The 12,343-nt window shown below is 57.4% G+C and carries 17 protein-coding genes and 1 tRNA gene; 8 read left to right on the top strand and 10 right to left on the bottom strand.

Translation table 11 applies throughout. The annotated features are described in order from the left end of the window. Nucleotides 1-22: 22 nt before the first annotated feature. Entirely contained in the window at nucleotides 23-268 is a 246-nt protein-coding gene (locus RMR21_RS06185; protein ID WP_045230645.1) for a zinc-finger domain-containing protein, read from the bottom strand. Nucleotides 269-421: 153 nt separating this feature from the next. Here RMR21_RS06185 and RMR21_RS06180 point away from each other — a divergent pair, with 153 nt between their 5' ends. The 4 genes from RMR21_RS06180 to RMR21_RS06165 all read left to right on the top strand — a co-directional run bounded on the left by RMR21_RS06180 (nucleotide 422) and on the right by RMR21_RS06165 (nucleotide 2,978). Then, nucleotides 422-1,204, top strand: coding sequence for an alpha/beta fold hydrolase (locus tag RMR21_RS06180; protein ID WP_498669796.1), 783 nt, complete (start codon nucleotides 422-424; stop codon nucleotides 1,202-1,204). A gap of 139 nt (nucleotides 1,205-1,343) precedes the next feature. Further along, on the top strand, nucleotides 1,344-2,168 hold the full coding sequence (cysE, locus tag RMR21_RS06175) for a serine O-acetyltransferase (protein WP_498669795.1): 825 nt from the start codon (nucleotides 1,344-1,346) through the stop codon (nucleotides 2,166-2,168). 118 nt (nucleotides 2,169-2,286) lie between these two features. Further along, a complete protein-coding gene (locus RMR21_RS06170; RefSeq protein ID WP_174152761.1) occupies nucleotides 2,287-2,490 on the top strand; it encodes a DUF3126 family protein in 204 nt (67 codons plus the stop codon). Nucleotides 2,491-2,903: 413 nt separating this feature from the next. Continuing rightward, nucleotides 2,904-2,978 (top strand) — tRNA-Glu (locus RMR21_RS06165). A 72-nt stretch (nucleotides 2,979-3,050) separates the two neighbouring features. Here RMR21_RS06165 and recJ read toward each other — a convergent pair. The 5 genes from recJ to gatC form a co-directional block, all read right to left on the bottom strand. Further along, nucleotides 3,051-4,853 (bottom strand): single-stranded-DNA-specific exonuclease RecJ, encoded by a 1,803-nt coding sequence (recJ, locus tag RMR21_RS06160; protein ID WP_498670088.1) that lies wholly within the window; start codon nucleotides 4,851-4,853, stop codon nucleotides 3,051-3,053. A gap of 97 nt (nucleotides 4,854-4,950) precedes the next feature. Continuing rightward, the gene (locus RMR21_RS06155; protein WP_498669794.1) at nucleotides 4,951-5,151 is read right to left on the bottom strand and encodes a hypothetical protein; all 201 of its coding nucleotides are present in this window, start codon (nucleotides 5,149-5,151) and stop codon (nucleotides 4,951-4,953) included. Nucleotides 5,152-5,933: 782 nt separating this feature from the next. Continuing rightward, nucleotides 5,934-6,395, bottom strand: coding sequence for a GNAT family N-acetyltransferase (locus RMR21_RS06150; RefSeq protein WP_498669793.1), 462 nt, complete (start codon nucleotides 6,393-6,395; stop codon nucleotides 5,934-5,936). Nucleotides 6,396-6,415: 20 nt separating this feature from the next. Beyond that, nucleotides 6,416-7,897, bottom strand: a complete 1,482-nt coding sequence (gene gatA, locus RMR21_RS06145) for an Asp-tRNA(Asn)/Glu-tRNA(Gln) amidotransferase subunit GatA (protein WP_498669792.1) — start codon at nucleotides 7,895-7,897, stop codon at nucleotides 6,416-6,418. A gap of 58 nt (nucleotides 7,898-7,955) precedes the next feature. Next, complete coding sequence (gene gatC / locus RMR21_RS06140; RefSeq protein ID WP_174152760.1) at nucleotides 7,956-8,243, bottom strand: Asp-tRNA(Asn)/Glu-tRNA(Gln) amidotransferase subunit GatC; 288 nt, start codon at nucleotides 8,241-8,243, stop codon at nucleotides 7,956-7,958. Between the two features lie 255 nt (nucleotides 8,244-8,498). Between gatC and RMR21_RS06135 the strand changes: the two genes are divergently transcribed. After that, the gene (locus RMR21_RS06135) at nucleotides 8,499-9,356 is read left to right on the top strand and encodes a M48 family metallopeptidase (protein WP_498669791.1); all 858 of its coding nucleotides are present in this window, start codon (nucleotides 8,499-8,501) and stop codon (nucleotides 9,354-9,356) included. A gap of 51 nt (nucleotides 9,357-9,407) precedes the next feature. Here the strand turns inward: RMR21_RS06135 and RMR21_RS06130 are convergent, their stop codons facing one another. Next, nucleotides 9,408-10,112 carry a metal-dependent hydrolase gene (locus tag RMR21_RS06130; RefSeq protein WP_498669790.1) on the bottom strand — a complete coding sequence of 235 codons (705 nt, stop codon included), beginning with the start codon at nucleotides 10,110-10,112 and terminating at the stop codon, nucleotides 9,408-9,410. Nucleotides 10,113-10,196: 84 nt separating this feature from the next. On the opposite strand from RMR21_RS06130, the gene RMR21_RS06125 reads away from it, so the two are divergent. Further along, nucleotides 10,197-10,499: an alkylphosphonate utilization protein gene (locus RMR21_RS06125; protein ID WP_498670087.1), complete on the top strand. Its 303-nt coding sequence runs from the start codon at nucleotides 10,197-10,199 to the stop codon at nucleotides 10,497-10,499. A gap of 10 nt (nucleotides 10,500-10,509) precedes the next feature. Then, complete coding sequence (gene ruvX / locus RMR21_RS06120; protein ID WP_498669789.1) at nucleotides 10,510-11,001, top strand: Holliday junction resolvase RuvX; 492 nt, start codon at nucleotides 10,510-10,512, stop codon at nucleotides 10,999-11,001. Here the strand turns inward: ruvX and RMR21_RS06115 are convergent. Together RMR21_RS06115 and RMR21_RS06110 are read right to left on the bottom strand one after the other, a co-directional pair. Continuing rightward, nucleotides 10,941-11,270, bottom strand: a complete 330-nt coding sequence (locus tag RMR21_RS06115) for a DUF6105 family protein (RefSeq protein WP_498669788.1) — start codon at nucleotides 11,268-11,270, stop codon at nucleotides 10,941-10,943. The genes ruvX and RMR21_RS06115 overlap by 61 nt on opposite strands. Beyond that, on the bottom strand, nucleotides 11,267-11,401 hold the full coding sequence (locus RMR21_RS06110; protein WP_498669787.1) for a hypothetical protein: 135 nt from the start codon (nucleotides 11,399-11,401) through the stop codon (nucleotides 11,267-11,269). Before RMR21_RS06110 ends, RMR21_RS06115 begins: the two co-directional genes overlap by 4 nt. Between RMR21_RS06110 and RMR21_RS06105 the strand changes: the two genes are divergently transcribed. Beyond that, on the top strand, nucleotides 11,400-11,642 hold the full coding sequence (locus tag RMR21_RS06105; protein WP_498669786.1) for a hypothetical protein: 243 nt from the start codon (nucleotides 11,400-11,402) through the stop codon (nucleotides 11,640-11,642). The two genes, RMR21_RS06110 and RMR21_RS06105, sit on opposite strands and share 2 nt — an antisense overlap. Here RMR21_RS06105 and RMR21_RS06100 read toward each other — a convergent pair. Further along, nucleotides 11,633-12,289: a TetR/AcrR family transcriptional regulator gene (locus tag RMR21_RS06100; RefSeq protein ID WP_498669785.1), complete on the bottom strand. Its 657-nt coding sequence runs from the start codon at nucleotides 12,287-12,289 to the stop codon at nucleotides 11,633-11,635. The genes RMR21_RS06105 and RMR21_RS06100 overlap by 10 nt on opposite strands. Nucleotides 12,290-12,343: the final 54 nt, after the last annotated feature.

Below are 12,343 nucleotides of genomic sequence, written 5' to 3'. Positions count from 1 at the left end.
ACAGCCCCGGTCTAGCAGGGTTTTACGCCGCGTTGACGTGGAAGACGCAGCCGGGCGGGTTGGTCTGGGTGGCTTTGACCGACGGGTTGTAGCGATACAGCGTCGAGCAGTAGGAACAGACCTTTTCGTTATCGTCGCCCATATCGATGAAGATATGCGGGTGATCGAACGGCACGGACGCGCCGGTGCACATGAATTCCTTGACGCCGATTTCGATCACGGCGTGTCCGCCATCGTTCTGGAAGTGAGGAATGGTATGCCCGGCCATGGTCGTCTCCAACTGCAATTTCACGGGTGAGCGAAAGCTCACGTTTGGCGGATATGTAGCGTCAAATACGCTGAACCTCCACAGAAATCATCGCGGAATATGTTCAACACTGCGATTTCCTGACATATGCTGCACCCAAAAAGGATGTCCTTTATGAATCTCAACGTGCCGCATTATTCTTCCTTTGTCCGTGACGGTCTGCAACTCTCATATTTCGATGATGGTGACCCCACGGGAAAGCCGGTGCTTTTGATCCATGGCTTCGCCTCGAGTGCAGCGGTCAACTGGGTTCATCCCGGCTGGGTGAAGACGCTGGGCGACGCCGGTTATCGCGTGATCGCGCTCGACAATCGCGGCCATGGCACCAGCGACAAACCGCATGATGCGGACGCCTATTATCCGGCTGTCATGGCTGGCGACGCGATCGGCCTGCTCGACCACCTCGGCATCCCGGAGGCCCATATCATGGGGTATTCCATGGGTGCGCGCATCTCCGCCTTCGCCGCCATCGCCCATCCCGAGCGGGTCCGCTCGTTGGTGTTCGGCGGCCTTGGTATCGGCATGGTGGACGGTGTGGGCGATTGGGACCCGATTGCGGACGCTCTTCGCGCCCCCTCGCTGGATGTCGTTACCCATGAGCGTGGACGCATGTTCCGCGCTTTCGCAGACCAGACCAAAAGCGACCGCATCGCGCTTGCCGCCTGCATCGAAACCTCCCGTGTTCTGGTGACCCGCGATGAAGCAGCAAGAATCGACATTCCGACACTGATCGCGGTTGGCACCAAGGACGATATTGCAGGTTCCGGCGAAGAACTGGCGCAGGTGATGCCGGGTGCCAGAGCCATCGATATTCCCGGTCGTGACCACATGCTGGCGGTGGGTGACCGTGTGTTCAAGGCAGCCGTTCTGGAGTTTTACCGAGAGATGGATGCCTAGTGAGACGAGGAAGAATCATTTTCCAAAATGCTGTCAGAAAAACTGATCCTGTCGCGTCTTTAACCGCGTTGTTAAATCACCATTTCTAGGCAACACGTTTTTCTGTATATGAATGGTACGAATTCTAGGGAGGCCAGTCATGGTCGCACGCACCGAGGCACGCCAGCAGGATCAACTTTCCGTTGTCGACCCCATCTGGGGAAGTCTGCAGAATGAAGCACGTGCGGCGGCGGCGCAAGACCCGCTGCTGTCCGCCTTTTTCTATACCACCATCCTGAACCACCATTCGCTGGAAGCCTGCGTTGCCTATCGCATCTGCGAACTTCTCGACCACCCGGATATGCAGGCGGTCCTTCTTCGCCAAACTTTCGAGGAAATGCTTGAGGAGTGGCCCGAATGGGGCTCCATTCTGCGTGTCGACATTCAAGCGGTCTATGACCGTGATCCTGCCTGCACACGCTTCATGGAACCCGTGCTGTATTTCAAAGGTTTTCAGGCTATTCAGACCCATCGCCTCGCTCACTGGTTATGGCACAAGGGCCGGCGCGACTTCGCGCTCTATCTTCAAAGCCGTTCATCCAGTGTTTTCCAGGCTGATATCAATCCGGCAGCACGCCTCGGAAAGGGTCTGTTCCTCGACCATGCCACCGGTCTTGTCGTCGGTGAAACCGCCGTCGTCGGCGATAACGTCTCCATTCTCCACGGTGTCACGCTGGGTGGTACCGGCAAGGAGGGCGCTGACCGCCACCCGAAAATCCGCAGCGGTGTGTTGATCGGCGCTGGTGCAAAAATTCTCGGCAACATCGAGATTGGCAGTTGCTCGCGTATCGCCGCAGGCTCCGTCGTGCTGAAACCCGTACCACCGAATGCGACCGTCGCGGGCGTGCCAGCACGCGTGGTGGGAGACGGCGGATGTAACGAGCCTTCGCGGATCATGGACCAGATCATCGGAGCCGACATCTGAGGTGTGGAGACGTGTTGGGGTCATCTGTCGGTCGCGGAAGCATTTGCCTCTTTGACTTTACTTTCGCCTTCAAGCCATGCCAAAAGCTGCGCAACGTGAACCGTACAGGAGAAGACTGGTGAAAGCCGAGGAAATCAAAAAGCTCGACGCCTATTTCAAGCGCACCTTCAACGAAACGTTGGTCGTCAAGGCCCGCCCCCGCAAGGACGATTCGGCGGAAGTCTATGCCGGCGAAGAATTTCTTGGCGTCGTCTATATCGATGACGAAGACGGCGACCGTTCCTACAATTTCTCCATGGCCATTCTGGACGTCGATCTGTAATCACAGACCCAACGACACCCCAGTTTCAAAAACCGCCTGCGACTCATGTTCGCAGGCGGTTTTGTCTCAAAAGCGCATGTTTTGATTTTTCTAAAAGCCTCGGGAACCAGTTCCAAGGTGATCCGTTTATTCAGCGTCCCCCGATGAAGCGTGGGGTTTACGACAAACGGGACGCCCCCTGATCCCGTCCTAAACTCCACGCTTCCCCCTCTTCCTAGACATCACGCGCATTGGTCTTTTCGCCGCAGAAGCGCGCATGAAATTTGTTTTCGATGTTGGATTGGCCGCCCGGACGGGCGCTATCCACACCTTGGACACCGCACCAGCAAAAAATTCTCACGAAATGCAGAAAAATGGAATTAGGTGCTTGCGGACCTTAAGGTGCCTGACTATAAGGGCGCCACACACGGTATGCGCCCTTCGTCTATCGGTTAGGACGACAGATTTTCATTCTGTAAAGAGGGGTTCGACTCCCCTAGGGCGTACCACTCTCCCAAAAACATCAGTGTGATACAGGCGTTTGTTCATCAAACGCATGATCCTATCCATACGCAGTTGCTCTATGGTGCGATGGATGCGTCCAGCACGCGGAGCTGAACCCGCTTCTGACCCTGCCATTGATCCGCCCCCAGAGTACCCGCCACATGGATCTGGCGGCCACGGGCATTCATCAACATTTGACCCAACGGCGCATCTGCCGCGCGGAAAGCGATACCATCCAGCCGTGAGCCATCCATAGCCTCAAGCGTGATCTTGACGTGTGACGTGCCAACGATGCGGACATCGCGCAGGCGGTGGGCAGGCACCGCGAAGACGGGTTGCGAATGGCCAGACCCGTAGGGGCCCGCCTGCTCCATCTGTTCCACCAGCGCAATCGTAGCCCCGGACGCGCCGATTGCGCCGTCGATTTTGAGCACGCTGTTTTCCACCAGCTGAAAAACCGTTTTTTGTGCAGCTTCCTCAAAGAAGGTTCGCAGACGACCGAGATTGGCTCTCTCCACCGTTAACCCCGCTGCCATGGCGTGCCCGCCACCCTTGACCAGCAGGCCGGCATCGACGGCATTGCGCACCATGCGGCCCATATCGAAACCGTTTATGGAGCGGCCGGATCCCGACCCCTTACCCTGTGAATCAAAAGCGATGGCAAAGGCCGGACGACGGAACCGATCCTTGAGACGTGAAGCGAGAAGACCGACGATACCGGGGTGCCAGTTTTCACGCGCTGTGACGATGACGCCTGCGCCGGTACCATCACCATATTCATACAACGCCTCAGCTTCCGCTTCGGCCAACATGACAGCTTCCATGGCCTGTCGTTCGCGGTTCAACTCATCCAGTTTTTCGGCGATGACCTCGGCCTGGGACGCATCATCGAGCGTCAGAAGACGACTGCCGAGCGCCGCATCGCCGATGCGTCCACCGGCGTTGATACGCGGTCCGACCAGGAAGCCGAAATGATAGGGTGTCACCGGGCCGCCGAGACCGGCCTTCTTGAACAGCGCGGCGAGCCCGACATTGTTCATGTGGCGGGCTGCGATCAGCCCCTTCACCACATAGGCGCGGTTCAGCCCCTTGAGCGGCACGACATCGCAGACCGTCGCCAATGCAACAATGTCGAGGAGTGAGAGCAGGTCGAGCGTGTAGGCCCGGCTGTCGCGCCGGTCCTTCAGGACCCGTAGCGTGGCGACCAGCACGAGAAACACGACACCTGCGGCGCAAAGATGCCCCTGCCCCGACAGATCATCCTCCCGGTTCGGATTGACCAGCGCCACCGCTGGCGGCAACTCAATGCCGACCTGGTGATGGTCGATGACGACGACATCGGTTTTGGCGTCTCGTGCCGCCGCCAGCGATTCATGGCTGGTAGAGCCGCAATCGACGGTGATGATCAACGTCGCGCCATTGGCGGCAAGCTGCTGCATGGCGGCAGGGTTGGGGCCGTAGCCCTCAAAGATACGGTCCGGAATGTAGATTTCCGGTTCCAGTCCGAAATGGTGCAGGAAACGGTACATCAGAGCCGAAGATGATGCTCCATCCACATCATAATCGCCGAAAATCGCGACCTTCTCATTGCGCTTGATAGCGTCAGCAAGGCGTTCGGCCGCCTTCTCGCAATCCGTCAGCGTCAACGGGTCTGGCATCAGCGAGCGGATGGTGGGGTCGAGGAAAGCGAGCGCATCGTCGACGCCAACGCCACGTCCCGCAAGGACGCGGGCGACGAGTTCAGGGATGCCGTGAACCTGCGACATGGCCAGAGCGCGGTTTTGCCCGGCCTGATCCAGCCGCGACATCCATTTCTGCTCCGTTGCAGACCGATCTACCCCGAGAAACGCCCTCGGCACGGTATCGACCGCCTCATTCATCGCCATACGTCCGCTTACCCATCCAGCCAGAGTGTCCCATTAGGGGCTAAAGGCCGAACCGGGCTTTTTCAAGCACAAATGTGACCGCTTTTCCGGCTTACCACAACGGCAGAAAAATGAAGGCGGCAAAAGCACAGACAATAGCGCCGATCAGACACAGAGCCCGCCAGTCCCGCTCCTGCCCCGCGATTTCGAATTCCAGACTGCGGAAATTGTCATTTGCGCCAGTCCTGCGCTGTCTTCGTCCAATCTCTGGCCGAACGAAATGGTCATCCTTGAACAATATTGTCGTCTTCACGGCCACGCCTCCCGTCGCTTGGTGAATTTGGCTGAGCGTACCACCACAAGCCCCCTGTTTGCAAAGCTTTCGATGATCAAAAATCCGGTGAACACACGTGTGCGTTCACGCAGCGCGACGACGCCCGTGGTGTTTGCATTCGACCCGGAGAGCACACGCAAATGCGGCTTTGTCTCTGGTATGATATCGTCTCTGGCTGCGCATTTGCGTGGCCTCTGGCATACAGTCTGATCATCAATCTCTCCACCGGCAGGCACGAGTATCCGCCGGTGAGGAGTGAGTTTCAGCCGGGCCGTTATGGGTCCCAGCTTCGCCCCGCATGTGCATTGGCAAGCCTTGCCGTTGCCATTCCCAACCTTCTACGGAATCGGAATGGCGACCATCGGGCCTGTCGTCTTGGCAGTATCGACATCCACCCGCACGTTCCGGGTCCATGCCAACGCTCCCTGCTCCCTTGCCTGCACTGTCTCGCGATACAGTGCAGTTGGGACGCGGGCAGATTGTAGGCCAGGCTTTTGGGGCGTGGAGAAAAAAATTATTTTATTTTTTGGGGTGGGGCAAAATTGAAGTTTGCAGGTGCGGTTTACCCACCTCTACCCTACCGGGCATCTCCCCCACGGGTGGTGAGATCGAATGGTTGAAACCTCTCGCCCATCCTGAAGGCTGCAGATAAAACGACGAGCAAGCGTCTGGCCAATCTCCCTCCTTGTGGGGGAGATGTCCGGCAGGACAGAGGGGGGTAAGACACAACCACAAACACTAACTATCTGCGCCAACAAACCTCAGAAAACTCGCTCCAGCCGAACTTTTTGCAGATTCACCTGCATGGTCTCCGACCACTGTGTGCCTTGCCACACCACCTCAAAATCGCAACGTTCATAAAGCCTGATAGCGTTGACGTTCCTGGCATGGGTCGCAATCTTGGCAATGGGAATTCCCGAGTTTCGCATCTCATCGAGGAAATGCTCCACCAAAAGACGACCAATGCCCCGGCCCTGAAAATCGGGGGAGATCCAGATGTCGGAAATGTAATCGGGCTCACCCGCACGGGCACCCCACCCGGCTATCGCGCCATCAATTTCGGCAATAGCGATATCGCATTGGGTTTCTGCGGCAAAGCTTTCGAATTCACTACGCACGCGCTTGATCACCACGGGATCGAGATAGGTATCTTCAAAGGCGCTGCTGGATTGCCAGGCGGCAAAACCAATGAGGCCGACCGCATTACGATCAGCCTCCGTCATGGCGCGTATTTTCAGTCCGCTTACCACCATTTCGCAGGCGTAAACTTGCCTGCGGCCTGTTCAACCGCATAGGCCGTCTTGAACAGGGTTTCTTCCTCGAACGGCTTGCCAATGAGCTGAAGGCCGAGCGGCAGGCCTTTGCCGTCGAGACCGGCCGGCACGGACATGGCTGGCAGGCCTGCCATATTGACGGTGATGGTGAAGACATCCTGAAGGTACATCTTGACCGGATCGGCTGCCAGTTCCTTGTCGCCGATTTCGAACGCCGAGGATGGCGTGATCGGGGCCAGAACCGCATCGACGCCGTCGTGGAAAACGGTTTCGAAGTCACGCTTGATCAGGGTGCGGACCTTTTGGGCCTTCAGGTAATAGGCATCGTAGTAACCGGCTGACAGCACATAGGTGCCGACCATGATGCGGCGTTTGACTTCGGAGCCGAAACCGGCCGCGCGGGTCTTTTCGTACATGTCGGCAATGTCCTTGCCGTCAACGCGCAGGCCATAGCGAACACCATCGTAACGGGCAAGGTTGGAGGATGCTTCGGCGGGAGCCACGATATAATAGGCAGGAAGCGCATATTTGGTGTGCGGAAGCGAAATGTCTACGATTTCGGCACCGGCATCCTTCAGCCAGGCGATGCCCTGCGCCCACAGCTTTTCAATCTCTTCCGGCATGCCTTCGACGCGATATTCCTTGGGAATACCGATCTTGAGGCCCTTCAGGGACTGGCCGATCGCCTGTTCGTAATCCGGCACCGGCAGATCGACCGAGGTCGTGTCCTTAGCATCAACGCTGGCCATGGACTTCAACAGAATGGCGGCGTCGCGAACGTCGCGGGCGATTGGGCCGGCCTGATCGAGCGAAGACGCGTAAGCCGCAATACCCCAGCGCGAGACGCGGCCATAGGTTGGCTTGATGCCGACGGTGCCGGTAAAGGCTGCGGGCTGGCGAATGGAGCCGCCCGTATCGGTGGCGGTGGCACCGGCGCACAGATGGGCTGCCACGGCTGCTGCAGAACCGCCGGAAGAGCCGCCTGGCACGAGGTTTTTGGCGGAACCTGTGGCGCGCCAAGGGTTGACGACCGGTCCGTAATAGGAGCTTTCATTGGACGAGCCCATGGCGAACTCATCCATGTTGAGCTTGCCCAGCATGACGGCACCCGCGTCCCATAGGTTCTGCGTCGCGGTGGATTCGTATTGCGGCTTGAAACCATCCAGAACATGACTGCAGGCCTGCGTGTGAATGCCACGCGTGGCGAACAGATCCTTCACACCGAGTGGAATGCCTTCCAGCACACCTGCAGTGCCAGATGCCAGTTTCTCATCGGAAGCCCTGGCCATCTCGCGCGCCTTGTCATGGGTAACCGCGACATAGGCGTTCAGTTGTTGGTTGGCGGCATCGACGGCCGAGAGATAGGCATCCGTCAGTTCGACGGCGGTGAAGTCCTTGGCCTTCAGCTTCTCGCGCGCTTCGGCAATGGTCAGGCTTGTGAGGTCGGTCATATCGGCAACGGCTTTCAAAAACTTTTAGATCGGGCACATGGGAGCGGGCTTGTTCAGCCTATTCGACCACTTTCGGAACAAGGAAGAAATTGCGGTCGGTATTGGGCGCGTTGGCAACGATATCATCAGCCTTGTTACCATCGCTCACCACGTCGGTGCGCTTCTTCATGGCAACCGGCGTCACTGATGTCATCGGCTCCACACCATCGACATTCACTTCCGAAAGCTGCTCCACGAAACCAAGAATGCCATTCAACTCGCCGAGCATCTTCTCGGCCTCATCTTCGCTGACGGCAATTCGGGCTAGGCGCGCAACGCGCTTCACGGTGGCAAGATCGACGGACATGGTTCTACTCCAGTCAAGAATTTTCCTATTCGCTATAATGACCGCGCCCGCAGTTCGCAACCGTCATCGGGTACCGAAACAAGGTCAGAAATAATATTCGCCTCATGCGGGAACTTATTATCAAAACGCGAGTTTTCGCGCGGGGATGTATTGCCTCATTCCATATTAACAAGTCATTTGCAGCAGGAAGCGGGTGGGGACTCGTCTTTTCAAGCCAACGCGCTTCTCGATCATGCTGTTTCACGGGGGTACAATATGAATTTCGACATGTCCAAGGTGCGTCATCCGAAAGAAAAGATGCGCGGTTTTCTCACTCTGCTTATCGGCACGCTGGTGTGGCTGGGGATTGCCGCTGGCATCCTTTACATTGCAACAACGGAGAGCATCGGGATCCTCTTCGTTTTTCTGTTCTATATTCTCATGATCTGGTTTTTCTCTTACGTCGCCAGGTCGTTGGTGCGCGCCTATATGATCGGCCACTATGTTCTGGTCAGCGAACAGCAATTTCCACACCTTCACAAGATGGTGGCCGAGGGTGCGCAGAAGCTGGGGCTCAAAGAAACGCCCAAGGCCTTCGTCTACAATTCCAGCGGCGTCATGAATGCCATGGCACTGACGCTCGTCGGTCGCACCCGCTACATCTGGCTGACATCGGCACTGATCGATTCTGATGACGAGGAGCAGGTAAAATTCGTGATTGGTCACGAACTCGGCCACCATGTTGCAGGACATCTGGACGAGCCGTGGAGCTTTCTGCGCCTGCCCGGCCTGATCGTTCCATTTCTGGGCCAGGCCTATTCCCGCGCACGTGAACTGACCTGCGACCGTGTAGGCCTCGTCGTTTCCGGCAACCTGACGTCATCGCGTACCGCCCTTCAAATGCTGGCCTGCGGCAGTGCCAAGCTGAACGCGCAGATGAACCCCAATGCTTTTGAAGACCAGGACAAGATGGTGCCGTCCATTGCCGGCTTCTTCCTCAACATCGTCTCGCTCTACCCGCGCCACACGCGGCGCGTCGCGGCGTTAAGCGAGTGGCGGAACGCGCTGAGCGGTGCGTCGTCCTCTCCATCCCGAGTGGTGCAGACGGGGCGTGTCGAGCCGCAGGTCGCCTGAGGGTATCGCAACACAAAAAGCCCGACAGGTTACGCCTGTCGGGCTTTTCCTTCAGAACGTCAGAGTCTGGCCAACGCTCTGCGCGTCGACGCGGGTCGGGGAGCCATCCATGCCCGTCAGGAATTTTTCCGGTGTCTGATCGACGATCGGGAAGGAACCGTAGTGGCAGGGAATGACGTTGCGGAACTTGAAGAAGCGCTGGCAGGCAAGTGCTGCCACTGCGCCGCCCATGGTGAAGCGGTCGCCGATGGGGACCAGGCCGATATCGGGTTCGTGCAATTCGTTGATCAGCGCCATATCCGAGAAGATATCGGTATCGCCCATGTGATAGACTGTGGGGCCGTCTTCAAAATGCAGCATCAGGCCATTGGCGCTGCCCAGCGCGTGGCTGACACCGTCTTCGGTAATCTGTGCGGAGGAGTGCAGCGCGTTGGTGAAAGTGGCGGAAAAGCCATCGAATGCCACGGTGCCACCGGTATTGCCCATTTCCAGTTTCGACACGCCTTTGGAGCCGAGCCACGCGGCGAGATCGGCATTGGCCAGCACGGTCGCGCCGGTGTCTTTCGCCAACTGCACGGTGTCGCCCACATGATCGCCGTGGCCGTGGGTCAGCAGAATATGGGTAATGCCATTGGCAACATCCTTGGCGTCCTGGCCGGAGAAAGATGGATTTCCGGTGAAAAACGGGTCGATCAAAATTTTTGCTTTGCCGGTTTCGAGGCGGAATGCGGAATGGCCAAGCCAGGTGAGTTTCATGGAAGTTCTCCTTTGTATTGCCGGTAGAGTGTGACATAGGACGGGCCTTATCTTGGGACGGCCCAAGCTTTTCGGATTGCGATGATGACGACAGATAGCGACGAATATGTCTATGACGAGGCAATAGGTGAATGGCGCCCTGCCTCCGAAATTGCAGCACAGGCGGCAAAGTCGAACGAAGTGCGCGACGCCGCTGGCAACATTCTCGTCGATGGCGATTCCGTTTCCCTCATCAAGGATTTGAAGGTCAAGGGCGCCGGGACAACGTTGAAGCAGGGTACCGTCATCAAGTCCATTCGCCTGACGGACAATCCGGAAGAAATAGATTGCAGGCACGACGCCATCAAGGGTCTCGTGCTGCGCACAGAATTCGTCCGCAAACGCTGAGAACGACATCATGGCGACGCTGACAATCGAAGAACTTGCCGACTTTTTGCAGACCGGACAGGCCATTGCCGGGCTTGACCTCGGCACCAAGACGATCGGTCTTGCCATGTCGGATCTGTCGCGACGTTTTGCGACGCCTCGACCGGTGTTGAAGCGTGTGAAATTCACCGCCGACGCGCATGTCCTGCTCGACTTTGCCGCCAAGGAAAAAGTGGCCGCGTTCATCATTGGTCTGCCGACGAATATGGACGGTTCGGCCGGGCCACGCGTTCAGGCAACGCGCGCCTTCGTCCGCGCAATGAGCGACAAGACCGACCTGCCCTTTATCTACTGGGATGAGCGTCTGTCCACTGTGGCTGCCGAACGGGCGCTTCTGGAAATGGACGTTTCGCGGGCCAAACGGGCTCAGCGGATCGATTCCGCTGCCGCCAGCTTCATTCTTCAAGGAGCGCTAGACAGGCTGTCCGCGCTGGGCAGAACGGCTACCGCCTTCGGAGACTGACGTTGGCGCCACCAGGCGGCAATCGCCTTTCTGTGGCGAAAGGCCATGATCGAAAACACGATCAGACTATCGAGCGCAATCGCACGCGCCACCAGCGGCGGAATGGTTTCCGGCGGAATGCCCAGCACGTCCCCGTAGATCTGGAACACCAGATCGTGTGCCTGTCGCGTGAGCATGAAGATGCCGAAGCTCATGTCGTAATAGGACAGCCCGTACCAGGCACCGAGAAACGAAACTGGACCTGCCCACAAAATCAAAAACAACTTCATGCCGTCTGGCCTCTCAAGGAGAAGGTATCCGGCACGGCGGCAATGATCGCCCAACGCAGGCACGCCATCAGACACAGGTTCACCGTCGGGACATCGATGTCCAACGGCAGCATGGCAAAGAACGTCATCATGACGATCAAGGATATCCATCGGGTCACGGCGGTTCCTTTTCATACGCCCACAGGCGCATGGTTAATGATTTATGAATACAATGATCCCGTCTCCGCTGGCGGGCAAATAAAAATTTCGATTATGGTTAACGGAAGCCTTGGCTCTGTGGATAAGACTACGGCTCGAGGCGTTAACGTTCGAGCAGGGCAAACAGCGCCAATCATGGTGATGATAAATCCAAATGTGATGAATCAGCTGTAAACGCCGCGCACGATACGCTTCACGGCGGTACCGATTTTATCCCAATCTCTGGCGCTTTTCAGCGCAACGCCGGCAAACTGTCCGCTTATGACGGATGAAATGACCAAGTGCTGAATGGCGGCGAAGATAACGGCATTGACGGAAGCACTATCAATTCCCTTCGGCGCTTGGAGCGAGCCGCGCATCCGCTCGATCCATTTGGCCAGCGCCTTGGCACGGGCATCCGCCAGTTGCTTGACCTGCGGGGTGTTTTCCGAAACCTCCCAGGCGATGATCTTGCAGACGAGCGGATCGCTGCGCAGCGCCTTGATGTAATAGAGCGCGAGTTTTTCCATGAGATCGCCGTAGGTGAGCAGAAACATGCCACCTGTATCTTCGGGAATGCGGTCTTTCACCCACGAGCTCAAGTCTTCGCCGATGGCGGCCACCAGACCTTCCAGCCCGCCGAAGTAACGGTAGATCAGCTGCTTGTCGCACCCTGCCCGCCGCGCCACCGCATTGATGCCGAACCCCTGAAACCCTTCTTCTGCCAGAAGACCTTTGGCCGCATCGAAGATGGCCCGCTCAGTCGCGGCACGATCCTTGATACGCTTTTCGGGGGCAAGAGATGCTGTCAGGGAAACATTACCGTCGATGGCCAGCATCATCTCGCGATTCTCCGTGTGGTGACGTCGATAACGCAGTTAGCAAAAGGTTAATTT

The sequence above is a fragment of the Agrobacterium sp. rho-8.1 genome (genome assembly GCF_033957725.1).
GTDB lineage: Bacteria > Pseudomonadota > Alphaproteobacteria > Rhizobiales > Rhizobiaceae > Agrobacterium.
This window is presented reverse-complemented; position numbering and strand designations above follow the sequence as displayed.

What these genes read in the sequence shown, in the direction of transcription:
- RMR21_RS06185 (WP_045230645.1), bottom strand. Translation starts at nt 268, where the DNA reads ATGGCCGGGCATACCATTCCTCACTTCCAGAACGATGGCGGACACGCC.
- RMR21_RS06150 (WP_498669793.1), bottom strand. Translation starts at nt 6,395, where the DNA reads ATGACGGAGGCTGATCGTAATGCGGTCGGCCTCATTGGTTTTGCCGCC.
- recJ (WP_498670088.1), bottom strand. Translation starts at nt 4,853, where the DNA reads ATGAATGAGGCGGTCGATACCGTGCCGAGGGCGTTTCTCGGGGTAGAT.
- gatC (WP_174152760.1), bottom strand. Translation starts at nt 8,243, where the DNA reads ATGTCCGTCGATCTTGCCACCGTGAAGCGCGTTGCGCGCCTAGCCCGA.
- cysE (WP_498669795.1), top strand. Translation starts at nt 1,344, where the DNA reads ATGGTCGCACGCACCGAGGCACGCCAGCAGGATCAACTTTCCGTTGTC.
- RMR21_RS06115 (WP_498669788.1), bottom strand. Translation starts at nt 11,270, where the DNA reads ATGAAGTTGTTTTTGATTTTGTGGGCAGGTCCAGTTTCGTTTCTCGGT.
- gatA (WP_498669792.1), bottom strand. Translation starts at nt 7,897, where the DNA reads ATGACCGACCTCACAAGCCTGACCATTGCCGAAGCGCGCGAGAAGCTG.
- RMR21_RS06130 (WP_498669790.1), bottom strand. Translation starts at nt 10,112, where the DNA reads ATGAAACTCACCTGGCTTGGCCATTCCGCATTCCGCCTCGAAACCGGC.
- RMR21_RS06100 (WP_498669785.1), bottom strand. Translation starts at nt 12,289, where the DNA reads ATGATGCTGGCCATCGACGGTAATGTTTCCCTGACAGCATCTCTTGCC.
- ruvX (WP_498669789.1), top strand. Translation starts at nt 10,510, where the DNA reads ATGGCGACGCTGACAATCGAAGAACTTGCCGACTTTTTGCAGACCGGA.
- RMR21_RS06180 (WP_498669796.1), top strand. Translation starts at nt 422, where the DNA reads ATGAATCTCAACGTGCCGCATTATTCTTCCTTTGTCCGTGACGGTCTG.
- RMR21_RS06135 (WP_498669791.1), top strand. Translation starts at nt 8,499, where the DNA reads ATGAATTTCGACATGTCCAAGGTGCGTCATCCGAAAGAAAAGATGCGC.
- RMR21_RS06125 (WP_498670087.1), top strand. Translation starts at nt 10,197, where the DNA reads ATGACGACAGATAGCGACGAATATGTCTATGACGAGGCAATAGGTGAA.
- RMR21_RS06105 (WP_498669786.1), top strand. Translation starts at nt 11,400, where the DNA reads ATGACGATCAAGGATATCCATCGGGTCACGGCGGTTCCTTTTCATACG.
- RMR21_RS06110 (WP_498669787.1), bottom strand. Translation starts at nt 11,401, where the DNA reads ATGATGACGTTCTTTGCCATGCTGCCGTTGGACATCGATGTCCCGACG.